24 protein-coding genes (1 of these 24 running past the window's edge) are annotated in these 22,088 nt (G+C 44.3%); 20 read left to right on the forward strand and 4 right to left on the reverse strand.

The window, feature by feature from the left end; genetic code table 11:
- From rsgA to P0G38_RS00240, 6 genes are all read left to right on the forward strand, one after another.
- Positions 1 to 336 carry the 3' end of a ribosome small subunit-dependent GTPase A gene (rsgA, locus tag P0G38_RS00215; RefSeq protein WP_060791853.1) on the forward strand. 549 nt of this gene lie to the left of the window's left edge, so only the last 336 of its 885 coding nucleotides appear in the window; the start codon falls outside the window, past its left edge; its stop codon occupies positions 334 to 336.
- A gap of 9 nt (positions 337 to 345) precedes the next feature.
- Complete coding sequence (gene rpe / locus P0G38_RS00220; protein WP_015510634.1) at positions 346 to 999, forward strand: ribulose-phosphate 3-epimerase; 654 nt, start codon at positions 346 to 348, stop codon at positions 997 to 999.
- Positions 1,000 to 1,632 (forward strand): thiamine diphosphokinase, encoded by a 633-nt coding sequence (locus tag P0G38_RS00225; RefSeq protein ID WP_194185753.1) that lies wholly within the window; start codon positions 1,000 to 1,002, stop codon positions 1,630 to 1,632.
- A 142-nt stretch (positions 1,633 to 1,774) separates the two neighbouring features.
- On the forward strand, positions 1,775 to 2,632 hold the full coding sequence (mreC, locus tag P0G38_RS00230; RefSeq protein WP_034869542.1) for a rod shape-determining protein MreC: 858 nt from the start codon (positions 1,775 to 1,777) through the stop codon (positions 2,630 to 2,632).
- A gap of 2 nt (positions 2,633 to 2,634) precedes the next feature.
- The gene (gene mreD, locus P0G38_RS00235; RefSeq protein WP_005230239.1) at positions 2,635 to 3,144 is read left to right on the forward strand and encodes a rod shape-determining protein MreD; all 510 of its coding nucleotides are present in this window, start codon (positions 2,635 to 2,637) and stop codon (positions 3,142 to 3,144) included.
- 185 nt (positions 3,145 to 3,329) lie between these two features.
- Positions 3,330 to 4,694 carry a C40 family peptidase gene (locus P0G38_RS00240; RefSeq protein WP_275853514.1) on the forward strand — a complete coding sequence of 455 codons (1,365 nt, stop codon included), beginning with the start codon at positions 3,330 to 3,332 and terminating at the stop codon, positions 4,692 to 4,694.
- Between the two features lie 161 nt (positions 4,695 to 4,855).
- Here the strand turns inward: P0G38_RS00240 and P0G38_RS00245 are convergent, their stop codons facing one another.
- Entirely contained in the window at positions 4,856 to 6,151 is a 1,296-nt protein-coding gene (locus P0G38_RS00245; protein WP_275853516.1) for an ISL3-like element ISEfa11 family transposase, read from the reverse strand.
- Positions 6,152 to 6,351: 200 nt separating this feature from the next.
- Between P0G38_RS00245 and P0G38_RS00250 the strand changes: the two genes are divergently transcribed.
- The 7 genes from P0G38_RS00250 to P0G38_RS00280 all read left to right on the forward strand — a co-directional run bounded on the left by P0G38_RS00250 (position 6,352) and on the right by P0G38_RS00280 (position 14,676).
- On the forward strand, positions 6,352 to 8,034 hold the full coding sequence (locus tag P0G38_RS00250; protein ID WP_275853518.1) for a PTS mannitol transporter subunit IICB: 1,683 nt from the start codon (positions 6,352 to 6,354) through the stop codon (positions 8,032 to 8,034).
- A complete protein-coding gene (locus P0G38_RS00255; protein ID WP_005230244.1) occupies positions 8,015 to 10,045 on the forward strand; it encodes a BglG family transcription antiterminator in 2,031 nt (676 codons plus the stop codon). Before P0G38_RS00250 ends, P0G38_RS00255 begins: the two co-directional genes overlap by 20 nt.
- A 12-nt stretch (positions 10,046 to 10,057) precedes the next feature.
- Complete coding sequence (locus P0G38_RS00260) at positions 10,058 to 10,492, forward strand: PTS mannitol transporter subunit IIA (RefSeq protein ID WP_005230245.1); 435 nt, start codon at positions 10,058 to 10,060, stop codon at positions 10,490 to 10,492.
- Between the two features lie 312 nt (positions 10,493 to 10,804).
- A complete protein-coding gene (locus tag P0G38_RS00265) occupies positions 10,805 to 12,577 on the forward strand; it encodes a PTS mannitol transporter subunit IIBC (RefSeq protein ID WP_005230247.1) in 1,773 nt (590 codons plus the stop codon).
- 15 nt (positions 12,578 to 12,592) lie between these two features.
- A complete protein-coding gene (locus P0G38_RS00270; protein WP_005230254.1) occupies positions 12,593 to 13,030 on the forward strand; it encodes a PTS mannitol transporter subunit IIA in 438 nt (145 codons plus the stop codon).
- A 22-nt stretch (positions 13,031 to 13,052) separates the two neighbouring features.
- Positions 13,053 to 14,201, forward strand: coding sequence for a mannitol-1-phosphate 5-dehydrogenase (locus tag P0G38_RS00275; protein WP_275853523.1), 1,149 nt, complete (start codon positions 13,053 to 13,055; stop codon positions 14,199 to 14,201).
- Positions 14,202 to 14,376: 175 nt separating this feature from the next.
- Entirely contained in the window at positions 14,377 to 14,676 is a 300-nt protein-coding gene (locus P0G38_RS00280; RefSeq protein ID WP_015510628.1) for a hypothetical protein, read from the forward strand.
- Between the two features lie 135 nt (positions 14,677 to 14,811).
- On the opposite strand, the gene P0G38_RS00285 is transcribed toward P0G38_RS00280, so the two are convergent.
- Positions 14,812 to 15,324, reverse strand: a complete 513-nt coding sequence (locus P0G38_RS00285; RefSeq protein WP_010748853.1) for a type 1 glutamine amidotransferase domain-containing protein — start codon at positions 15,322 to 15,324, stop codon at positions 14,812 to 14,814.
- A gap of 124 nt (positions 15,325 to 15,448) precedes the next feature.
- On the opposite strand from P0G38_RS00285, the gene P0G38_RS00290 reads away from it, so the two are divergent.
- From P0G38_RS00290 to P0G38_RS00300, 3 genes are all read left to right on the forward strand, one after another.
- The gene (locus tag P0G38_RS00290) at positions 15,449 to 16,000 is read left to right on the forward strand and encodes a hypothetical protein (RefSeq protein WP_275853526.1); all 552 of its coding nucleotides are present in this window, start codon (positions 15,449 to 15,451) and stop codon (positions 15,998 to 16,000) included.
- A 182-nt stretch (positions 16,001 to 16,182) separates the two neighbouring features.
- Entirely contained in the window at positions 16,183 to 16,617 is a 435-nt protein-coding gene (locus P0G38_RS00295; RefSeq protein WP_275853528.1) for a RodZ family helix-turn-helix domain-containing protein, read from the forward strand.
- 8 nt (positions 16,618 to 16,625) lie between these two features.
- On the forward strand, positions 16,626 to 17,381 hold the full coding sequence (locus P0G38_RS00300) for a DUF6681 family protein (RefSeq protein ID WP_005230266.1): 756 nt from the start codon (positions 16,626 to 16,628) through the stop codon (positions 17,379 to 17,381).
- A 55-nt stretch (positions 17,382 to 17,436) separates the two neighbouring features.
- Here the strand turns inward: P0G38_RS00300 and P0G38_RS00305 are convergent, their stop codons facing one another.
- Positions 17,437 to 17,844: an Hsp20/alpha crystallin family protein gene (locus P0G38_RS00305; RefSeq protein WP_275853531.1), complete on the reverse strand. Its 408-nt coding sequence runs from the start codon at positions 17,842 to 17,844 to the stop codon at positions 17,437 to 17,439.
- Between the two features lie 174 nt (positions 17,845 to 18,018).
- Between P0G38_RS00305 and ispE the strand changes: the two genes are divergently transcribed.
- Positions 18,019 to 18,870: a 4-(cytidine 5'-diphospho)-2-C-methyl-D-erythritol kinase gene (gene ispE, locus P0G38_RS00310; protein WP_275853532.1), complete on the forward strand. Its 852-nt coding sequence runs from the start codon at positions 18,019 to 18,021 to the stop codon at positions 18,868 to 18,870.
- 176 nt (positions 18,871 to 19,046) lie between these two features.
- Here the strand turns inward: ispE and P0G38_RS00315 are convergent, their stop codons facing one another.
- Entirely contained in the window at positions 19,047 to 19,226 is a 180-nt protein-coding gene (locus tag P0G38_RS00315) for a hypothetical protein (RefSeq protein ID WP_005232965.1), read from the reverse strand.
- A 306-nt stretch (positions 19,227 to 19,532) separates the two neighbouring features.
- Between P0G38_RS00315 and P0G38_RS00320 the strand changes: the two genes are divergently transcribed.
- Genes P0G38_RS00320 through P0G38_RS00330 form a run of 3 tightly spaced genes read left to right on the forward strand, consistent with a single transcriptional unit; the run spans position 19,533 to position 21,988 of the window.
- Positions 19,533 to 20,492 carry a metal ABC transporter substrate-binding protein gene (locus P0G38_RS00320; RefSeq protein WP_034696266.1) on the forward strand — a complete coding sequence of 320 codons (960 nt, stop codon included), beginning with the start codon at positions 19,533 to 19,535 and terminating at the stop codon, positions 20,490 to 20,492.
- Positions 20,493 to 20,504: 12 nt separating this feature from the next.
- On the forward strand, positions 20,505 to 21,185 hold the full coding sequence (locus tag P0G38_RS00325; protein ID WP_005232967.1) for a metal ABC transporter ATP-binding protein: 681 nt from the start codon (positions 20,505 to 20,507) through the stop codon (positions 21,183 to 21,185).
- Entirely contained in the window at positions 21,158 to 21,988 is an 831-nt protein-coding gene (locus tag P0G38_RS00330) for a metal ABC transporter permease (protein WP_005230272.1), read from the forward strand. Before P0G38_RS00325 ends, P0G38_RS00330 begins: the two co-directional genes overlap by 28 nt.
- Positions 21,989 to 22,088: the final 100 nt, after the last annotated feature.

Below are 22,088 nucleotides of genomic sequence, written 5' to 3' on the forward strand. Positions count from 1 at the left end.
GGAGTGATCTCAGAATCTCTCGGGCGGGGGAAACATACGACCCGTCATGTGGAGCTCTTGCCGATTTGTGATGGATTGGTTGCCGATACACCAGGATTTAGTTCGATCGACTTTTTGGAAATCGAAGCGGTGGAGTTACCCAAACTATTTCCTGACTTTTTAGCGGTAGCTGCCAACTGTCGTTTTAGGGAATGTAGGCACCTTAATGAACCTGATTGTGCAGTTAAGCAGGGGGTTGCAGCAAATGAGATTGCCGAGACTCGTTATAAGAATTACGTGCAATTTTTAGAAGAGATTGAAAACCGACGTCCGGTTTATAAAAAGAAGAAAAAGTGAGGGAAAAGCATGATAAAACTAGCACCATCTATTTTAAGTGCCGATTTTGCAAATCTTCAAAGAGACATTGAGCTGGTAGAGCGCCATGGCGCAGATTATATTCACGTAGACGTGATGGACGGTCATTTCGTCCCTAATATTACCTTAGGCCCAAACATCGTTAAAGCGATTCGCCCAGTTACCAAACTGCCGTTGGATGTTCACCTAATGATCACCGAACCAGAAAAGTATATCCATGCCTTCGCAGAAGCTGGGGCAGATATCATTGGGATCCACGCGGAAGCAACACCTCATATCCATCGTGCGATCCAAATGATTGTGGCAGAAAATGTCAAAGCAGAAATCGTCATCAACCCAGGCACACCAGTATCAGCCATTGAACATGTTTTATCTATGTGTGATCAAGTGTTAGTCATGACGGTCAATCCTGGATTTGGTGGGCAATCCTTTATTGAAGAATCACTAGAAAAAATTGCGGTACTGGCTGCTTTAAAAGAAGAAAAAGGCTACCATTATGATATCGAGGTAGATGGCGGGATCGTTCCTGAGACAGCCAAACGTTGCCTGGAAGCAGGTGCAAATGTCTTCGTAGCAGGAAGCTATATTTACGATGCCGATGAACCTGCAGCACAAATCAGAGCCTTGAAAGAAGCTTTGCAATAAATGAAGATTTTGTTAGCAGCAGGGGGGCGCCCTGAAAATTGGCCACCGCTGATGACGTATGACAAATACATTGGGATTGATCGCGGGGCATTGTTTTTGCTTCAGCACCAACGGCCAGTCAATCTAGCAATCGGTGATTTCGACTCTTTGACCGCAGCCGAACTGCAAGCGGTCAAACAACAAGTCAACACAGTGATCCAAGCCCCTGCTGAAAAAGATGATACAGATACCCAATTGGCATTGGTGGAGACGTTGCGTCGCTATCCAGAAGCGCAAATCGACTTGATTGGTGTAACAGGAGGACGTCTCGACCATCTTTTAGCCAATCTATGGCTGCCTTTAGAAGATCGGTTTCGTCCATTTGCCCCAAATCTGCGTTTTTTAGATCGTCAAAATGTCGTTCAGTTCTTTTTACCAGGCACCTATCAATTAGAAAAAGAACCCGAGATGCAGTATTTGGCGTATTGCTGTTTGACGCCGGTAACAGATTTGACGTTGACAGGTAGCAAGTATTTATTAGAAAACGTCCAAGTGCCGTACCCAACTTCTTATGCCAGCAATGAATTTCTGACACAAACAGCAGGTTTTTCCTTTAGCAGCGGGATGATAGCAGTCATTCAAAGTTGTGATTAAGAGACGGAACGTCTCTTTTTTTTGTTGAAAATTTCAGAAACATAATTACAAAAAAAACATTAAGACGGTCAACTTAGCTTTTGTTTGCAGGGTATTAATGGTAAAATTGGAACTACAGTTTGGAATTATTTGAGGTGTCTTTGTGAAAAAGTTTAATCCTAATAAAAATATTATCATCACATTGATTATTGTGATTTTAGTTGTCACCGTATTAAGCGTGACGATCGCCCGCAGAGCTGCGGGAAACTCCACCAATGTTGTGCAATCAACGGTCAATGACTCCGTTGGCTTTATCGATAAAGTGATTACGGCGCCTTTTCGTTGGATCGAAAATGGTGCGAATTCAGTCAAAAACTTGTTTGTGACGTATGAAGAAAATGAACGTTTAAAAGAGAAATTGGACAGTTTTGATGAATTGGAACAAGCGAAGGACAATGCGCAAAGAGAAATCGATGCCTTGAAAGAAGAGCTAGAGCTGAATGCGACCTTGACGAATTATGAACGGATCTCCGCCAATGTCATCAATCGGTCACCTGATACTTGGCAAGATATGCTGATCGTGGATCGAGGCTCAAGAGACGGCGTTGAGGTCAACATGGCGGTCATGTCGCAAAAAGGCTTGATTGGTCGTGTGGTAGAAGTCAATGCAGCTTCTTCTAAAATTGAACTTTTGACTTCTGAAAACCAGAATTCTAACCACTATCCGGTTCGGATCAGCGGCGAAGATGGGTCAAACTTTGGGATTCTAAGTAGTTACGATCAAAAAGAACGTTCCTTGGTCATTACCCAGTTGACAGGGGACAATGAGCTGAAGGAAGGCGATGTCGTGCAGACCTCTGGATTAGGAGGAAACTCGCCTGCCGACTTAGCGATCGGAACAGTGATCCGTACCACCAAAGATGAGTTTGGTCTTGATACCCAAGTGTTTGTAAAACCGTATGCCCAAATGTATGATATTCAAGCAGTAACGATTATCAAACGCTTGGCAGGTGAGGAATAGCCATGAAAAAGCATGACTACATCAAATACCTGGCAGCGGGCGTCTTCTTTTTGATGATGTTGGCAGATGGACAACTGACGCGTTTTTTAGAAAAATGGACCCAAGACAATTATATCGCCAGTGCGCATCTTTTATTGATCGCCCTTTTATGTGGCGCGAAGTATTTGCCGAAAAACTTTTTGATCACAACGGCGCTTGTGATCGGTTGCCTTTATGACGTGTATTATGTCGGTGTGATCGGCATCTACACGGTGGCGTTTCCCTTGATCGTGTGGATCATGTATATTTTGAAAAATACGCTTTATCAAAATGTATTTACCATGTTTTTCGGAATGATCATCTTTGTTACAAGCTTAGAAGTTGTGACGTTGGGCGTCCAGTTGCTATTTAAGATCGCCTCAGTTAGCACGTCATTCTTCGTTTCCCGCTTTTTAGCACCAACGCTTTTATTGAACATCATTTTGTTTATCCTTTTAGTCGTTCCATTCATGAAGCTATTCAAAGACGAATAGCTTCGTTTTTTTTGCGTTTGACTGTATAAAAACAACAGCGATTGAAATGTTTTTGTAATATTCCTTTTATCTCTCTGACATACGGCTGTGTTACAATCACACTATCGTGAGGGACTTTAGGTATTCTTAAGCATTTATACATAAAAAAACCATATTAGGGGAAGCAACAGCCGGAGGAATGAAGAGTGAAAAAGCGAATTTTATCTTTATTGTTAGTAAGTTCAATTGTTCTTACTTCTGCAGCAGCACCGACACTTGTCTTTGCATCAGATTTTGACAATAAAATTGAAGAAAAAAATAAAGAGATCTCTGACTTGCAAAACCAGCAAGCGAGCATCCAGTCACAAGTAGCAGCACTTGAAAGCGACGTGGCTGCAATCAATGAAAAAGCCCAAACTTTGTTGCAACAACAAGGTGATTTGCGTGCGGATTCTGAAAAGTTGAAGCAAGAAATTGCTGATTTGAAAGTCAGAATCGAAAAGCGTGAAGAAGCGATCCAAAAACAAGCCCGTGACGTTCAAGTCAATGGTCAAAGCACGAACTTTATTGATGCAGTATTAGAAGCTGACTCTTTAACAGATGCTATTGGCCGTGTGCAAGCAATGACGACGATCGTCAATGCTAACAAAGATCTTGTGGATCAACAAAAGGCAGACCAAGAAGCAGTTGAAGCGAAAAAAGCGGAAAACGACGATAAATTGGCAGAAATCGCAGCGAACCAATTTGAATTAGAAACACAATTAGGGGATCTACAAGCCAAACAAGCCGATTTAAATGTTTTACAAGCGGAATTGGCTGTTCAACAAGCATCTAAAGAAGATGAAAAAGCTGATTTAGAAAAACAAAAAGAAGAATACGAAGCAGAACAAGCACGCATCGCTGCAGAAGAAGCTGCGGCAGCAGCCGCTCGTGAACAAGCAGCACAAGAGGCAGCGGCTCAAGAAGCGGCAGCAGCTGAAGCAGCTACTCAGGAAGCAGCAGCGTCTAGTGACTCTTCAACATCAAATTCAACAACACCAAGCGCTACAACAAATTCTAGTTCTACGACTAATAACACACAAGGCAGTTCATCACAAGGTGGCGGTTCAACAAATACGACACCATCGACTCCTGCCAACAATAACAATAGCAATAACAACCAAGGATCGAACAATAGCGGCAATGGTGCAAGCAATACTCCTGCACCCGCACAAACGGTCAACGGTTCAGCAATCGTAGCAGAAGCAATGAAATACATTGGTACTCCTTATGTATGGGGTGGTACGACACCAGACGGCTTTGACTGTTCTGGCTTTACACAATATGTATTTGCTAAAGTTGGGATCTCATTACCACGGGTAACTTACGCACAAGAATTTTCTGGTACGGTGATCTCGATCAATGAAGCAAAAGCTGGTGACTTGTTATTCTGGGGTAGCCGCGGAAGCACACACCACGTGGCGATCGCTATGGGTAACGGACAATACGTTCATGCACCAACACCAGGTCAAAATGTTTCTGTTAGCAGTTACTCTTATTACTCACCAGATTTCGCGGTACGCGTAAACTAAATCAATTGAAGCTATTTCAAAAGCTGGCGTTTTACGTCAGCTTTTTTTGATTTCTGTTTTAAAAAACGTATGCTTTTTGGCTCTTTGTCAATAAGGACTGATGAGTTGTGTAAAATCAAATCTGGGTCAGAATGAACCACATTCTGGCTCAGATTTTTTTGTTATCTTACATTGATTAATTGATTGATCAAAAAGATTCTAATTCTCATGTTCTCGAATGATTTAAATCCGTAGGATACTCGTTTCATTGTCTTTATGTGGGTATTCTTCGCTTCTATTTTTCCATTGGAATAAGGATAGATCATTGCGTTGGTGATGCCTTCTTCATAGGTCAGAAGGTTTTGAAGCTTTTCTCGAAAGCCGTCATCTAACGTTTCGGGAAGTTCTGCCAATAAGGAGAAAAATAAGTCAGGGTCTTTGTCTCGAAAGGCTTCAACTAATTCATGAAAAAAGGGATACGCCTCCTTTAGGGGCGCAGAAAACTCAAGCAATCGATCAATCATCATTGCTTCAGTAAGAAATGGGTATTTTGGCGCTCGGAAACTTTTCCATGTTTTGTATTCATAATGGTTGATGTTTGCACGATTTTTTAGCAAAAAGCGCCAGTTCTTTTTCAGTTTTTCTGCTTGGCTTTTCTGTCCGGCTTTACGAAGTTCATTCATTTCACGGATACGCAACTCATTGAACGCTTGATTCATGTGTTTGACAATATGAAACCGATCAATCACTACTTTCGCATTTGGCAGAACACGTTTGGTGAGCTGGAAGTAGGCGGCGTTCATGTCTGTCACCAAGAATTCTACTTCTTCCGGATTGGTACAACCTGAGAAATAGCTTGTTAATCGGGGTAATTTACGCGTAGGCAAAACATCTATTAATTTGCCTGTTTCGCCATCTGCGCAAATAAAGCTCATTTTATCTTCTATGGAAGCATGCGAACGAAATTCATCAACCATCAATACTCTTGGGAGAATCTTCTTAGATTGTTTTGGCAAATAGCTTTTAAACTCTTTCAATGTACGAATAACGGTGGTCAAAGATACCTGACAGCTTTTCGCAATAAAAGATAAAGATACTTTTTCAGTCAGTAAAGAAGCAATTTTATATCTCACATGATTTGCGATTGAATGTCTGGGTTGGACAAAATAACTTTGAGCCGTCCAATGGGTTCGGCAGTTTTTACAGGTATAGCGCTGCTTTTTTAGGCGCATAACCAAAGGCATATGATTGTATTGTTCAAAACGGACAATCATTTCCTTCTTCCCATTTTTCACTATAATTGCTTTCCCGTTTCCATCTACCACAGTAGAACCACAACTTCTACAAGCACGAGGAGTAGGCGAGAGAACAGCATCGACGACCAACGTCTTTTTCTTCTGAAGGGTCTCGTAAGAGACCTCTGTAATCATCAAATCTTTCTCTATTATTCTCAGCATTTTTTTGATAGAATCATTCATATAGCATATCGTCCTCTCAGTTGTTTATTTTGTGGTGATTTAATCATACTAGAGAACGATATGTTTTTTAATACCTAAAATGAAAATGGGGCTGAAGAATCAATTCTGATTCATCAGTCCCATAAATTATAGAGCCTGCTTTTTTTGTTTTCAGTCTTGCCAGAACATCTTATAATAGAGAAGAGAAAGGAAGCGATAAAATGAACAAGACCTCGTCTTCCAGAGAAAAAATGATAACGGTTAAGTTTTATACGAATTATCTTTCTCGCATGATGATGCCGAATTTAAGTATTTTTATTGCGTGGATGCTGATTTCATTCCTGTTGCCTTTTTTCTCAGTCGATCAACAAGTGATCCAGCAAATGGAACAAGGGGTCTTGACTGTGCTGCTGCCCCTCATGATCGCCTATACAGGTGGGCAGATGTTGGTGCCTGAACGAGGTGGGGTCGTAGGAGCAGTGGCGGTCTTAGGGGCTATTCTCGCAACGGATATTCCCCAGGTCTTTGGGGCGATGCTGCTGGGGCCGCTAGCGGGCTGGCTATTGTACCGCAGTGATTCGATCGTGAACAAAGTCAAAAGTGGCTATGAGATGCTGGTGCGCAATTTTATTGCAGGTGCGTTTGGCGGACTCCTCTTTTTAGGCAGTTACTTCCTATTGGCGCCGCTTTTTAATTGGTTCAGTCTCGGCAGCTATCAGCTCGTTGATTATTTTGTTCAGCAAAACGTTTTGCCCTTTATTCATATCATTGTAGAACCATTGAAGGTTTTGTTTTTTAATAATATTGTCAACCATGGTCTATTTACACCGCTAGGGATCGAAGCAGCGGCACTCAATGGTCAGTCGGTTTTATTTTTGATCGAGGCCAACCCCGGTCCAGGATTAGGGGTCTTAGCGGCGTATCTTTTTTTTGGTTCAAAGCGAAACCGAACGAATGCCGCAGCATCCGTTTTTGTGCAGGCTATTGGTGGGATTCATGAAGTGTATTTCCCGTTTGTTCTGCTCGATCCTTGGGTGTTGCTCGGTCCGATCGTTGGTGGTTTCAGTGGCACGCTGATCTTCCAATTTTTAGGGGTAGGCTTAAGAGCGCCTGCATCTCCGGGCTCGATCTTAGCGATTTTACTCAATACACCGCCGTCTATGATCCTAGGTGTCTTAGCTGGGATTATCGTCAGTACGGTCGTATCGTTTGCGATCGCTAGTGTGCTGTTAAAACGGAAGTCCAATACAGAAAATGAGGAGCGTAAGATGCCGAAAATGAAGAAAGTCACGGAGATTGTCGTGGCCTGTGACGCAGGGATGGGGTCCAGTGCGATTGGTGCCAGCATACTAAAAAAACAATTACAAGAAGCCCAGCTAACGTTTCCTGTCCGCTATCAATCGATTTATCGTGTGATCGATGATCCCGCGCTTTTGGTGATCACCCAACGGGAATTAGCAGCTATTGCCCAAAAGCAGACACCACACGCACAGCATTATGTGTTAGATAATTTTTTGGCGGCAGATGAGTATGCCCCGCTGATTAAAGAATTACAAAGAAGAGAACAGGATCCGCAAAAATCGCTGCAAACCGAGGCAGCAAGTTCGTTAGGATTTTCAACGATCATCTTTTTGTATACTGGAAAAAAACGCGGTTCACAAACGATGGCAGTGGAGATACTAAGCAAAATGGCCCGCCAACAAGCGCTGTCTTTGACCATCAAAAAAATGGCGTATGAAGGACAAGCTCTTGACCCTACGGCAATCTATATCCTCCCGAAAGAACTTGCAGAAAAGTGCCTGATCCCAGATGTTCCTTTGCTGGTGGTGGATGATTTATTGACGACAGATGCGTATCGTCAGTTACTGACAGAAGGAGTCGACTATGTTTTTGACCAATCGTGAAACACTTTTATTAACGGAATTGATGAATAGTACCGGTCCAGTTTCTTTAGATCGCATGATGCAAGTCTTAAAAGTCAGTAAACGAACGGTGTACCGTGAACTGGCTAATTTAGAAAAATCGCTGGAAACAGTAGGAGCTACCTTAGAGAAGGTCGGTCGTGGTCATTTCCAAATTTTTGCATCAGAAACGAGCATTCGCCAATTGCAAGAAGCCATTATGGCAGATACCGATCAAGAATTCGCGGCTAGTGAGCGACAACATCGTATTTTGCTGCAACTGACTACCGCCACGAAACCTGTATCTAGTCATTTCTTCTTGGATCGCTACCAAATCAGCAATACGACGTTTTTTTCAGATATCAAACAGCTAGAAGAAAGTCTCGCACGGCTGCCGTTAAGGATCGTGCGCAATCAAGGGTATGAGATCGAAGGCTCCGAAAAATATCGGCGGTTGATCACAGCCAATACACTAGTGATGGAGATCAATGAGTACCAATTTTTCCATTTACTGGAAACCGATGATGAAGCCCCGTTTATTTTTCAATTTCTGTCCCGTGACCATCTATTGCTAGCCCAGCGGCTGATTCGAGAAACCATCGAGCCGCAGTTCAAGGAACTTAGTGACCGCAAATTGGCGTTTATCGTCTTGATGCTGGCGCTAGCCATGGATCGGGTAGCTTTGGGCTACACGGTGGAAGAAGAGACGTACCCGAGTCAGATCAACAAAGACTTGCTGAAGGTGGCGAAAAAGATTTTTGCTCAGATCGCCGAAAAGACGAAACTGCTTTATTCCATCAACGAAATCGTCTTTTTTGCCGTGTTACTAGGTGATTTTGCTAATTCCTTTGATCGTGATTTTTTTGATGACAATTTTGATACTGACTTGGCTTATCGTGTGAAACGCTTGATCGAATTGGTCAGTGAGCAAACGGAAGTGGCGTTTTATGAAGATACGAACTTGTATAAAATGCTGCTGACCCATATCTCAGGAGTGATGACGCGGGCTATTTTAGAAGAAGATCATTTGAACAACCCTATCCTAGAAAAAATCATGAACCAGTATGTCGAGATCGCCAGCGGGATTCGCAATCATCTGCCACAGGTCTTTCCGCAGCAGCAGTTCTCGGAAGAAGAAATCGCCTATATGGTCCTGCATTTTGCCAATTCGTTGGAAAAAAATCCGAAAGTGTTAGAAGTCAATATTGCAGGGATCTCTCCTAGCGGATTAGCCTCCATCAGTTTATTAGAGATGCAGCTGCGGAAACATTTTCCCTTTATCAATCAAATCACCTTCTTTCGAGTGGGAGATGTCAAACGGGAAAATATCGAGGAGACCTATGACTTGGTGATCTCGACTTCCTTGCTGCCAGGGTATCAAGGAGAGTACAAACTCGTTTCACCGATCCTGCTAGAAGAAGATATTCAAGAGTTGAAGAAGGCCTTCCAAGCCATTAGTCAGAAAAAACGTTCCGCAAAAAAAGCACCCTCTGCTTTGGTCAAAGAGGAATCCTATGAAGCGGTCTTGGCTTTTATCGAAGCCATTAACCAGCTATTGGCGCTGTTTCAAGTGCAAGCCATTGATAACCCAGCGGACTTGGAAGAAACGTTGCAGCTGGTGCTGACGTCTTTTGATGAGCATGTTGTTTTGGATCGTGAGAAAGTCGTTGATCGTCTCTTACGGCGCTACTTCCAAGCGCCAGTGGGCATTCCTGACACTCACTTTGCCTTGTTTCACGCGGCGAGCTCGGCGATCCTGCAACCAGTTTTTCGTATTTTCGACTTGAAACAACCTTTGCCCCTTTTAGCGATGGATAAAAAAGAAATCGCTGTTACCCGTTTATTAGTCATGCTGGCGCCCTATCCTATCAATGAAACAAGCTCTCAGATGTTAGGAAAAATCAGTGGTTCGATTATTATGAATGATCTAAATACGGAGATTTTTAATTCCGGCAATGATTCGATTATTTATCAGTTGCTCTCTTCGCTCTTGATTGAAGAAGTAAAACAATAGGAGGGATCAGCGATGTATATTCCACAGGAGCGGATTTTGTTGGATCAACACTTTACCGATGCCACAGAGGCTCTGACAAAAATTGGCGAGTACTTAGTCAACCAGGAGATCGTTTCCTTGCCCTATGTCAAAAGCCTTTTGCGTCGCCATCAAAAAACAGGTGTTTACATCGGCAACTTTGTGGCATTGCCCCATGCGGAAGAAGAAGCCCAGCAATGGATCAAGGAAGAAGGACTCTTTTTGATCCAAGTGCCTGATGGCGTCGACTTCGGCACGAAGGAGCAGCCTAAAATCGCTACGATCCTTTTCGTAGTCGTCCTGAAAGAGCAGCAATTAGCTGTTTTGCAAGAAATCGCCTTTTTTTGTTCTGATATGCAGAATGTTCGGGTGCTTAGTGATGCCGAATCGGTTGAAGAGATCCAACAGATTTTGCTGGCAGAAGAATAAGCGATCAGCAGCAGGCTGGCTTGCAACAAGAGCAGCGAACGAAATAAATGAATGAGCTGCCTCCGTGTACTTGCTCTTTCTACCTTGTGTAGAAGGAGCGGGTACACGTTTTTTTTGCGTTTTGGCAAAATCCAAAAAAATGCTCCACGTGAAACATAACAAAAATAAGCGAGTGCAGGGGCTGCTCGCCTTTTTTTGTTCTATCCGTTTGGCTACAAGTTTTGGCACAGTTTTTTGTGCCAAAGTACGACTTTCGAGCTTTTTGGGAAGCGCCTACAATAAGGGTGTAAGCAGACGAGAGGAGAGAAAAAAATGGAACAGACACAAAAAGCAGCCAAATCATCAGTCAAAGCAAAAGTTCAAAAATTAGGCAGTACGTTGTCGAGTATGGTGATGCCGAATATCGGCGCATTGATTGCATGGGGTGTATTAACGGCATTATTTATTCCAGATGGGTATTTACCAAATGAAGCCTTTGCAACGATGGTCGGTCCAATGCTAACGTATTTGATCCCAATCTTGATCGGGTATACTGGCGGGAAAGTGATTGCTGGTGACCGCGGAGCCGTGGTTGGGGCGATCGCAACGATGGGGGTCATCGTCGGAACGGATATCCCAATGCTATTGGGTGCAATGATCATGGGTCCTTTAGGCGGTTGGGTCATCAAGAAATTTGACGAGATCTTCCAAGACAAAGTTCGCGCTGGCTTTGAAATGTTGGTCAACAACTTTTCATCAGGTTTGATCGGTTTTGCTTTAGCATTACTGGGCTTTGTAGCAATCGGGCCAGTTGTTAACACCTTGACAGAAGCAATGGCAGCAGGGGTCGAAGTGATCGTCAATGCCCACTTGATTCCATTAGCCAATATCTTTATTGAACCAGCAAAAATCTTATTCTTAAACAATGCTATCAACCATGGAATTTTGACACCATTAGGCACTGAGCAAGTCAGCGAATTTGGGAAATCGATCCTTTACTTATTAGAAGCCAATCCTGGACCTGGTTTAGGAGTCTTGCTAGCCTTCACTTTCTTCGGAAAAGGAGCAGCGAAATCTTCGGCACCTGGAGCGATCATCATTCACTTTATCGGTGGGATCCATGAGATCTACTTCCCATACGTCATGATGAAACCATTGATGTTCTTAGCAGTGATTGCCGGCGGTGTATCAGGAAGCTTTACCTTCCAATTGCTAGGTGCAGGCTTACGGGCACCTGCTTCACCAGGTTCGATCATTGCGATCTTAGCAATGACGCCATTCAACTCGGTGATGAGTGTCGTTTCTGTCTTAGCGGGAATTGCCGTAGGAGCAGGCGTATCCTTTATCGTCGCTGCCGCGATCTTGAAAGCGGATGCGAAGGATACGGTGGATAATTTTGAAGAAAAAGTACAACAAACGCAAGCAGCAAAACTTAGCTCAAAAGGCTTGGCGGCTCAACCAATGACTGGCATCAATCGTATCATCTTCGCATGTGATGCAGGCATGGGCTCCAGTGCTATGGGGGCATCGATCTTACGGAAAAAAGTCAAAGAAGCGGGTCTTCCACAAAATGTCTCGAATTCCGCCATCAACAATTTGACGGACGATGCCAATACGCTGATCGTCACTCAAGAAGAATTGCAAGAACGTGCCAAACAAAAAGCGCCAAATGCGACCTTTGTCGCGGTTGAAAATTTCCTGAACTCTCCACGGTACGATGAAATCGTAGCCACATTGTCAGGGACTAAGACAGCGGGGGAGTCAGCAAAAAAGTCTGAAGCAGGCAATCAGGTAGATGTTCCTTCCGCCAATGACCTTAAGCAAGTCAGTGAAATCATTTTGGCCCACGATGATCGCAAAGGTTCGGCAACGATGGCTCAGAAAGTTTTCCAAGATCTTTTAGCCAAAGAAGCTCTGACGATGCCAATCAGAAAAAGCCATATCAATGATCTCCATGCCAACGCCTCTTCACTGGTGATCACAAAAGAAGCCCTAACGCCGCAAGCGCAAACGTCAGCGCCAGAAGCGATCCACCTATCTGTCAATAATTTGATGGGAACGACGAACTATCAACGGATCGTAGCATCGATCAAAGCAGCGAATTAAGAAAGGATGAGCCGAATGCAAGTATTAGAAAAAGACATGATTGAATTGAACAAACAATTTGCGACCAAAGAAGAAGCCATTCGTTACTGCGGCGAAAAATTGCTGGCGGCAGGCTGTGTGGAAAAAGAATACGTCGAAGCCATGCTTGAGCGTGACGAGATGCTCTCAGTATACATGGGGAACTTTATTGCGATTCCTCACGGCACGGATGAAGCCAAAAAATACGTCAAAAAATCTGGTATCTGTATCGTGCAAGTACCTGATGGCGTGAATTTCGGTACCGCGGACGAAGAAAAAATCGTCACCGTCCTTTTCGGCATCGCGGGCAAAGGGGAAGATCACCTGCAATTGGTCCAACAAATCGCCCTCTTTTGCAGCGATATCGATAACGTTGTCGAATTGGCGGATGCCTTAGATAAAGAAGAAATCGCCCAAAGTTTGACCGTAGCATAAGGATTTAAGGAGGAGACAAGACATGAAGGCAGTTCACTTTGGTGCAGGTAATATTGGTCGCGGCTTTATCGGCGAGATATTGGCTGCCAACAACTTTGAAATCACATTTATTGATGTCAATGAAACGATCATTGACGCCTTAAAAGCAAGACAAGGGTATACCATCGAATTAGCCGATGAGACCCAAGAACAGATCCACATCGAGCATGTGACGGGATTAAACAATGCCAAAGAACCAGAAGCGGTGATCCAAGCGATCGCCGAGGCAGACATCCTTACGACCGCCATTGGTCCCAACATTTTGCCGCATATCGCTGAGCTGATCGCCAAAGGCTTAGAAGCACGTCAGCAATACCCAGACAAGCCAGCCATTGATGTGATCGCCTGTGAGAACATGATCGGTGGATCGACCTTTTTAAAAAGCGAAGTGCAAAAATACGTTGCGGATTGGTCCGCGTTAGAAGCGACGGTTGGTTTTCCAGATGCAGCGGTGGACCGTATCGTACCGCTGCAGCACCATGAAGATCCCTTATTCGTTCAAGTAGAACCTTTTTGCGAATGGGTGATCCAAGAGTCAGGGATGAAATCCTCGATCCATCTGCAAGGGGTCCATTATGTGGCGAACCTGGAACCGTATATTGAACGGAAATTATTCAGTGTCAATACGGGTCATGCTACGGTAGCGTACACAGGCGCCCTCCAAGGCTACCAGACGATCGATGAAGCGATGCAGGACCATTTAGTGGTGATCCAATTAAAATCCGTTCTCGAAGAAACTGGGCGGCTTTTAATTGAGAAGTGGGCCTTTGATCCCGAAGAACATGAACGGTATATCGAAAAAATCATCCAACGCTTTAAAAACAAGCACATTTCCGATGCTATCACTCGGGTGGCACGGACACCTGTCCGCAAATTAGGGACCGAAGAACGCTTTATCCGACCAGTCCTTGAGTTAGAAAAACGCAACATGCAGCCAGATCATCTCTATGAAACGATCGGCATGATCTTCAACTACAAAGATCCGGAAGATGAGCAAAGCCAACAATTGCAAGCACTTTTGGATGAAAAATCACTACCGGAAGTCATTGCAGAAATCACTGGCTTACAAGATGAAGACATGATTGAAACGATCCGACAAAACATTGAAAAATATGCGTATGTTGCCGCATAAAAACGAGTAACACACAGAACAAGCAAATAAATTGCCGCATCCGTAAAAGCTAGCCCAACAAGCGAGCTTTTGCGGATGCGGCAATTTCTTTCAACGCTTGTTCTGTATTTTTTTGCTCACCGATTGACCTTTGCTGCTAACTTGACGATAATAAGAAAAGAAATGAGGGAGAGCGATGGAACGATGGTTTGAAGAAGCCCAGCTTCAAGTAATTGAGTTGCCGATCGAATGGCAGGAAAACCGCCCCGTCTATCGGGCCTTTATCCGTGAATTGCCGACGATCCAAGCAGAAGGAACTTCGCGGCAAGCTGTTTATCGGCAGTTGGCAGAAGCCTATGCGGCTTACCTTGCCCAACTTCGAGAGGCCAATGAGACACAGGAAGAAATGACGTCTTCCTTATTATCGACGGAAGAATTATTGCGCTACTATGATGGCGAGACTTTCGATGGTTTTGAGCTGCCCTCTGACGAGTAACGGGGAAAGAGCCATTCACTGAAAACTGAAAAGCTACGCAAGAAAAAACCGCTCAGCTGCAGCTCGATCGATACGAAGGATCGAACGCTGCAACTGGCGGCTTTTTTTCTCTAAGAAACCAAGTCTTATTCGTGGTTAGTTCAATGCCTCGGTAATGGCTTGATTGAAGGCATCTAGATCATCTGGGTTTCGGCTGGTGATCAACCGATAGGTTTCGTCGATCACGACGGGCTCATCTTTGACGGTGGCACCTGCGTAGGCTAAATCTGGTCGCACAGAATCATAAGCCGTCAAGGTCAAATCTTTTGTCAGTCCTGTTTGGATAAACAGTTGTGGGCCGTGGCAAATGGCAAAGACGGGACGATCAGATGTCAAAAAGTCTTTCGTCAATGACACATAGCGCTCATCGGTCCGTAATTGGTCAGGGGAGAAACCGCCTGGGATCAACAAAGCATCAAAACTTGCAGGATCGATCGTATCGATGGTCGCATCGACGGTAAATGTTCCACCTTGTTTGCCTTCGACGGTCTCGGCGCCTTCATTACTAATAACGACTACTTCGTGTCCAGCCGCTTCCAGTGCTTCTTTTGGTGACGTCAACTCAACATCTTCAACTAGATCAGTGACAATAACAGCAACTTTACTCATTCGATCTCCTCCTTATTACTTGATGAACAATTTGTTCACCTGCTATTATTTATGCTAACGAAGATTTTCGCTGTTGACAAATCATCTGTTTGTCCGCAGCTTGAAAAAGAAAGAAGGCAACGCCATGGCAACGATCCAACTATTTATCTCTGATACCCCCCTTTGCTTTGAAAAAGCGGAATTCACTTTTATGGAAGAAACATTTGTCATCGAGAAACAGCAATTATTTGAAAAAGTTGATGCGGTGATGCATCAGGAGGTATCCTCGGCCTTGGTTTCATTGGTAGAAAAAGCCCTTTTGACGCTAGAAGCGATCGGGGAAGAAGAGGATTATTTCGACCTGCTTTATTTGACCTATGAGAATACCCGCCATTCCCTCAGCGGACAGCAATTACTCGCGCAGCCGTTTCCAGCTGTAGAAGCAGCCTTGCAGCCAGTCTTTGATGAGTTGGCAGAACCGATCGTAGAAAAGTTTTATGAAGAGCTGACCAATCAGCTAGAAGAAGTTGCTGATGATGAACTGTTTAGTTCTTATTATCTGGATGAGGAAGAAGCGGTGATCCAAATCGATGCCCCGATCCTACATGAAGAAGTGATCGCTTTGCCCGCCCTTTTACGGGATTACCATGGCACGTTGCGGCTGACCTTTGAAAAGTTTTATGAATACCTTGTGTAGCGGCGGCAACTGCCGTCGTTGTTTTTTTGTGAAAACAGTTACATGTTTAGTTTTTTTTAAATCCTGCGACAGAAGCCTCTGGAATCTTGACCCTTTTGTCAGAAACGATTATAAAGGTAAGAAGAGGCTGAAGGAACCGAGGCTGCCAATGGGCAACATCGGGTAAGAAAAGGATGAGAATCATGCGAAAAGTCCCGCCTATTTTAAAACCAATTGCACTTTTAACGATATCAACGATCATTGCCACTGCCACCGGCGTGGTGAATTCAGGCAGCTACCGCCAACCAAGTCGTGCGACGGAAACGACAGAGACGACAGAAACGACCGAACAAGCACCAAGTGAAAGCACACCCTCTTCTATGACAGAAGACAGTCAAAATCAGACACCTGCTAGCACGGACTCACAACCGACGAACGATGACCAGCAGACAACACCGTCATCCAGCAGTGACCCAGCAACGACTCCGTCTTCTTCGGTGCCTGCAGAAACGACGCCATCAAGCGATGCCAATGTTTCACCAGCACCATCAGAAAACAATCAGGAAACACCTTCTTCAAGTGAAGAGACCACGCCAGATCCACAAGGGATCATGGATGAGAATCAAGGAAATGAGTAGGTGAGAAAATGACGCTTATTTTAGATTTAATCAACGGCATCCATAAATTTTTGGGCTATCTCGATATCAGTCCTAAATATTTGAACCGTGCCTATACCATCCTCAGTATCATTCCAACGGCGTATATTTTGCGGATCGTCTACGGGATGTTTGCGAACCAAAACTATTTTCAAGCGATCCTTTATACGGTCGGCTTTTTGGTCTTAGTCTACTTCTGGGTACTGAATATCTTCTATTATTTCTTAAACAAAAATATGAAGTTCGATGTCACACAGGCCTTTGTCAAAGTTTTACCAGACGAAGTCTTCAATATTGAAGGAGAAACCATCAGCACCACCGACATTGATCGTTTGACGACTGAAAAAGCGGTGATCCATTTTGAAGAAGACTATCAGCTGGTATTGGCGAATCATTTGCAGACCTTGATCGCTCAAGAAGAATTGGCGATCAAACCGTCATCCAACGGCTTTACGATCCCGAAAAACACCTTGTATCCTTACTATTTTGTTAAACAGCAAGGGGAAAATGAGTACGCATTGCAGATCGGTACTAGCTACACGGAGATGACGAAAGTCGGCACGATCCAATGGACAGGCAAACAACCTTTAGAGCCAGTGGGTTTATTTATCACTGGCGGTGATTTTATCAAAAATGATGTGAAATACCATGAACCATACAGTTTGAAATTGTACGTCAAAAAAGAGATTTCTGAAGAAGAACCACAGACCTCAAGACAGGCGTATCGACGACAAGCACGCAAATAAGAAAAGCAGTCCTCTCAGAGCGTTCTCTGAAGGGACTGCCTTTTTGGTATCTCGGTTATTCGATTGGGATATTTTTTGCGGGTGCATCTTTGTAGCTGGCTTTTGGTAACGTCAGGGTCAAAACGCCGTCTTCAAACACTGCTTTAATGGACTCGTCATCAATGTCTGTGATGGTGAAGGTCCGTTGATAGGCACTGCTAGAGCGTTCTTTGCGCAAATAATGTCCGAAATCCTCCTCGGTTTCCGTGGTCTCTGTTTGAGCCGCTGAAATCGTCAGCGTGTTGTTGACGTAACTGACGCGGATGTTTTCTTTCTTGATGCCGGGTAAATCTGCTTGAACGAGATACTTGTCTTCGTATTCTTTAATGTCCGTGTTCATTTGTCGTTCTTGCCAAAAACTGTTCATTAATTTGCCTAATAGTTCTTCGCCGCCTGCTAAATCTCTTGGAATCAAATTTGCCATGTGGTTCCCCCGCTTTCTTTTATCCATTGAGTTGGTACCTCTATTTTACGAGGAACCAAGCCAAAGGGCAACCAAAATGGCAACAATCATAAAAACAAGAGAAATCACTCAACTATCTTATAAGAATCTGCTATGATAGAACTAAATAACTATCAGATGATTGGATGAATGAAGATGGAGATTATTGAAAAAGCGCCAGCTAAGATCAACCTCGGTCTCGATGTGTTAGGGAAAAGAACAGACGGCTACCATGAGTTGGAAATGGTGATGTCTAGTGTTGATCTAGCCGACCGTCTGATAATGGAAGAGATAGCAGAAGATAAGATCATTGTAGAAACCAACAAAGCTTTTTTACCAATCGATAAACGCAATAATGTCTATCAGGCCGCCAGTATTTTAAAAAAACGCTATGGTATCAAAAAAGGCATTCGTATTCGCATCACCAAGAATATCCCGGTGGCAGCTGGGTTAGGTGGTGGCAGTACGGATTGTGCGGCAGCGCTGCGGGGGATGGTTCGCCTTTGGGACTTGGATCTCTCCATGGCAGAGCTGATCGATATTGGTATGGAAGTTGGCACTGATGTTCCCTATTGTCTGTATGGGACCACTGCTCATATTGCAGGAAAAGGGGAGCTGGTGACGCCGCTGCGGCCGATGCCGCAATGTTGGGTCATCTTAGTCAAACCTCGTCTGAGTGTTTCAACGGGGAAAATCTTTCAAGAAGTTGAGCTGGACCAACTGCACCATCCAGATATCGCAGCATTGTCGGCCGCCGTCTTAGCCGAAGACTACTCGGCTATGATCGCTGCCATGGGCAATAGCCTAGAAGCCATCACGATCCCCAAATATCCGATCGTCCAACAGATCAAAGATCGCATGATGAAATATGGTGCCGATGTTGCCTTGATGACCGGCAGCGGACCGACTGTTTTTGCTCTTTGTCAAAAATATTCACGGGCACAGCGGGTCTACAATGCCTTAAAAGGGTTCTGCGACGAGGTTTATCTTGTACGTACATTGAAATGAATGAGTCAAGACACAGGCAGGAAGTGCCTGTGTTTTTTCGTTCCTTCGATAAAAATCAGTCATATAGCGAAGAAAAAGGCAGCTGAGGTAGGGAGGAAGCATCTAGAAGCTGCCCTACACAAAAGTCCCCGACGAAAAAAAGGCGTCGGGGTCTGATTCTTTACCTAAAGCAAAGGCTATTCTTTTTGGTGCTGCTTCTTTGCGGATTTTTTCTTTTTGTCTTCTTCGTACAATGGTTTGTCGATCGTTTTACGGATTTCTTCGGTTTGCTGCGATGCAGGATCTTCTGGTAAATCGATTCGATTCAGCAGTTCGCTGTTGTTTACAGTTGGCGGCACAGTTACAAATTCGTTCATCTTCGTTTCCTCCAAGTGCTTTTAGGTTATTATCCTACATACTCTCTAATTTTTCAAGCTGGTACAGCAGGGGCGCATGGCGAATGGCGTAAAATATGGCTAAGTTCCTGAGAGAAGAATCCGCTTCAAATGAACGTTTTCTCCTATGTTTTCCGATTTATCTCGAAATAAAAGTTTTAAATCGTAAAACGTACGATTTGTCTTGACGAACCGGAAATCATTTGATAGAGTAACTTTTGCTAACAAAACGGAGTTGTTCCGTTTTAAAATAAAAAGAAGAGCCAGCAAATGGAAGGGGAAATCCCGATGAAAAAAATCTTACTTACTACAGCACTCCTTTTAGGGGGCGTGCTTCTTGGCGCTTGTGGGCAGCAAGAAGCGACAAGCCAATCGAGTGACACAGAGAAGCTGTCGATCGTCACGACGTTTTATCCAATGTACGAATTTACGAAAGAAGTCGTAGGCGACGCAGCAGAGGTCTCCTTGTTGATCCCTGCAGGAACCGAACCCCATGACTATGAGCCAAGTGCCAAAGATATGACCAAAATCATGGATGCAGATGCCTTTGTCTACAATAGTCCTGAGCTAGAAACTTGGGTCGCTAGTTTGACGGATTCCGTCGATCCTGAGCAAACAGCCGTGATCGAAGCGGCCAAAAACATTCAGTTGGTGGAAGGCACAGAGGAGGAAGATCATGACGCGCATGATCACGAAAGCGAAGACAGCCATGAAGGCCATGATCATACGTACGATCCTCATGTTTGGACCGACCCAGTCTTAGCGATCCAAGAAGTAGAAACGATCCGCGATGACTTGATTGCGAAGTTTCCTGAGCAAAAGGCAACTTTCACGGAAAATGCAGCTGCCTATATCGAAAAGCTTTCTGCTTTAGATGAAGCCTACCAAGCGGCGTTAAAGGATGCGACCCAACGAACCTTCGTTACGCAGCACGCAGCCTTTGGCTATTTGGCACGGCAGTATGATTTAGTCGAAGAATCGATTTCGGGCATTTCACCCGATCAAGAACCAACGCCAAGTCGGTTGGCTGAGCTGAAAGAATATGTAGAAGAAAAACAAGTCAAAGTTATCTATTTTGAAGAAAACGCGTCATCGAAGGTGGCTGAGACCTTAGCGTCTGAAACAGGAGTGGAGCTGGCGGTCTTGAATCCATTAGAAAGCTTGACGCAAGAGCAGATGGATAATGGCGAAACATACCTGTCTGTAATGGAAGACAATTTGGCAGCATTACAAAAAAGTATTCACTAAGGAGGCGCCTGCGTGCGTTATATCGATGTAAAAGATTTGACCTTTTATTATGATGATGAGCCCGTCTTGGAAGACATTTCCTACTTTGTCGAAGACGGCGAATTCGTGATTTTGACTGGCGAAAATGGGGCGGCAAAATCTACTTTGATCAAAGCAACCCTTGGTTTGTTGAAACCTTCTAAAGGAGCAGTCACCTTGGCGACCAAAAATGCTGCTGGTGAAAAATTAAGCATCGGCTACATTCCTCAGCAGATTGCTTCCTTTAACGTCGGGTTCCCCAGCACCGTTTTGGAATTGGTCCAATCGGGCCGCTACCCAAGAGATCGCTGGTTCAAGCGCTTGACGAAACGAGACCATGAACATGTCCGCCGTGCATTAGATGCCGTCGGGATGTGGGACGTGCGTCATAAACGGATCGGCGAGTTGTCCGGTGGCCAAAAGCAGCGGATCAGCTTGGCACGGGTCTTTGCCACGGACCCTGATTTATTTATTTTAGATGAACCGACTACGGGGATGGATGAACAATCTCGCAATCTGTTTTATGAACTGCTACGGCACAATGCTCATGACCACGGCAAGTCGATTTTGATGATCACCCATGATCACGAAGATATCAAAGAATACGCGGACCGTCAGATCCGTTTAGTGCGGAAGGAGGATTCACCATGGCGTTGCTTTCATATGAATTCATGAGAAGAGCTTTTCTTGCGGCGATTTTTATTGCTGGTATCGCACCGATGCTGGGGGTTTTTCTAGTGATTCGGCGACAGTCATTGATGGCTGATACGCTGTCCCATGTCTCTTTAGCAGGGGTGGCACTAGGCTTCTTTCTAAATCTAAATCCGAGTTTGACGACGCTATTGATCGTAGTCATTGCCGCAATCATTTTGGAATACTTGCGAACACTGTACCGCAGTTATTCAGAGATCTCGATCGCCATTTTGATGTCTGGCGGCTTAGCGTTAGCCCTCGTCTTGATGAACCTTAGCGGGGGGAACTCCGCAACGAGTATCCAATCGTATTTGTTTGGGTCGATCGTTACGATCACACAAGAACAAGTCTGGATCTTAGGCTTTTTGTTTTTAGTCGTTTTTGCTTTATTCTTCTTATTCAAACGGCCCATGTACATTTTGACCTTTGATGAAGATACCGCTCATGTCGATGGCTTGCCTGTGCGAGTGATGTCGATGCTCTTTAATGTCTTGACGGGGGTGGCAATCGCCATGATGATCCCGATTGCGGGTGCATTGTTGATCTCTGCGATCATGGTTTTACCAGCTGCCATCAGTATGCGTTTAGGCAAGAGCTTCAATGCCGTGATTTTGATCAGTGTCGTGATCGGCATGATTGGGATGATGTCTGGTTTGACCAGTTCCTTTTATTTGGACACACCACCGGGAGCGACGATCACGCTGGTTTTTATCGCTCTTTTCTTAGTGATCAATTTGATCAAACGCATCGTGATCCTCGTCCAACGAAAACAACGCCTAAAATAAAGGGCTTTATGAAAAAGAAACGAAGAATTTTCGTTTCTTTTTTTTAAACTCTAATCAAAACCGAACAATATAAGCAATATTTTAGATAATGCTCGCATTT

This window comes from Enterococcus casseliflavus, from assembly GCF_029215545.1.
Lineage (GTDB): Bacteria > Bacillota > Bacilli > Lactobacillales > Enterococcaceae > Enterococcus_D > Enterococcus_D casseliflavus.

Coding starts and splice junctions, on each gene's coding strand:
- P0G38_RS00255 (WP_005230244.1), top strand. CDS start 8,015: ATGTTTTTGACCAATCGTGAAACACTTTTATTAACGGAATTGATGAAT.
- P0G38_RS00290 (WP_275853526.1), top strand. CDS start 15,449: ATGGCAACGATCCAACTATTTATCTCTGATACCCCCCTTTGCTTTGAA.
- P0G38_RS00225 (WP_194185753.1), top strand. CDS start 1,000: ATGAAGATTTTGTTAGCAGCAGGGGGGCGCCCTGAAAATTGGCCACCG.
- P0G38_RS00295 (WP_275853528.1), top strand. CDS start 16,183: ATGCGAAAAGTCCCGCCTATTTTAAAACCAATTGCACTTTTAACGATA.
- P0G38_RS00305 (WP_275853531.1), bottom strand. CDS start 17,844: ATGGCAAATTTGATTCCAAGAGATTTAGCAGGCGGCGAAGAACTATTA.
- mreD (WP_005230239.1), top strand. CDS start 2,635: ATGAAAAAGCATGACTACATCAAATACCTGGCAGCGGGCGTCTTCTTT.
- P0G38_RS00285 (WP_010748853.1), bottom strand. CDS start 15,324: ATGAGTAAAGTTGCTGTTATTGTCACTGATCTAGTTGAAGATGTTGAG.
- P0G38_RS00260 (WP_005230245.1), top strand. CDS start 10,058: ATGTATATTCCACAGGAGCGGATTTTGTTGGATCAACACTTTACCGAT.
- P0G38_RS00275 (WP_275853523.1), top strand. CDS start 13,053: ATGAAGGCAGTTCACTTTGGTGCAGGTAATATTGGTCGCGGCTTTATC.
- P0G38_RS00315 (WP_005232965.1), bottom strand. CDS start 19,226: ATGAACGAATTTGTAACTGTGCCGCCAACTGTAAACAACAGCGAACTG.
- P0G38_RS00270 (WP_005230254.1), top strand. CDS start 12,593: ATGCAAGTATTAGAAAAAGACATGATTGAATTGAACAAACAATTTGCG.
- ispE (WP_275853532.1), top strand. CDS start 18,019: ATGGAGATTATTGAAAAAGCGCCAGCTAAGATCAACCTCGGTCTCGAT.
- P0G38_RS00245 (WP_275853516.1), bottom strand. CDS start 6,151: ATGAATGATTCTATCAAAAAAATGCTGAGAATAATAGAGAAAGATTTG.
- P0G38_RS00250 (WP_275853518.1), top strand. CDS start 6,352: ATGAACAAGACCTCGTCTTCCAGAGAAAAAATGATAACGGTTAAGTTT.
- P0G38_RS00330 (WP_005230272.1), top strand. CDS start 21,158: ATGGCGTTGCTTTCATATGAATTCATGAGAAGAGCTTTTCTTGCGGCG.
- rpe (WP_015510634.1), top strand. CDS start 346: ATGATAAAACTAGCACCATCTATTTTAAGTGCCGATTTTGCAAATCTT.
- P0G38_RS00280 (WP_015510628.1), top strand. CDS start 14,377: ATGGAACGATGGTTTGAAGAAGCCCAGCTTCAAGTAATTGAGTTGCCG.
- P0G38_RS00320 (WP_034696266.1), top strand. CDS start 19,533: ATGAAAAAAATCTTACTTACTACAGCACTCCTTTTAGGGGGCGTGCTT.
- P0G38_RS00300 (WP_005230266.1), top strand. CDS start 16,626: ATGACGCTTATTTTAGATTTAATCAACGGCATCCATAAATTTTTGGGC.
- P0G38_RS00265 (WP_005230247.1), top strand. CDS start 10,805: ATGGAACAGACACAAAAAGCAGCCAAATCATCAGTCAAAGCAAAAGTT.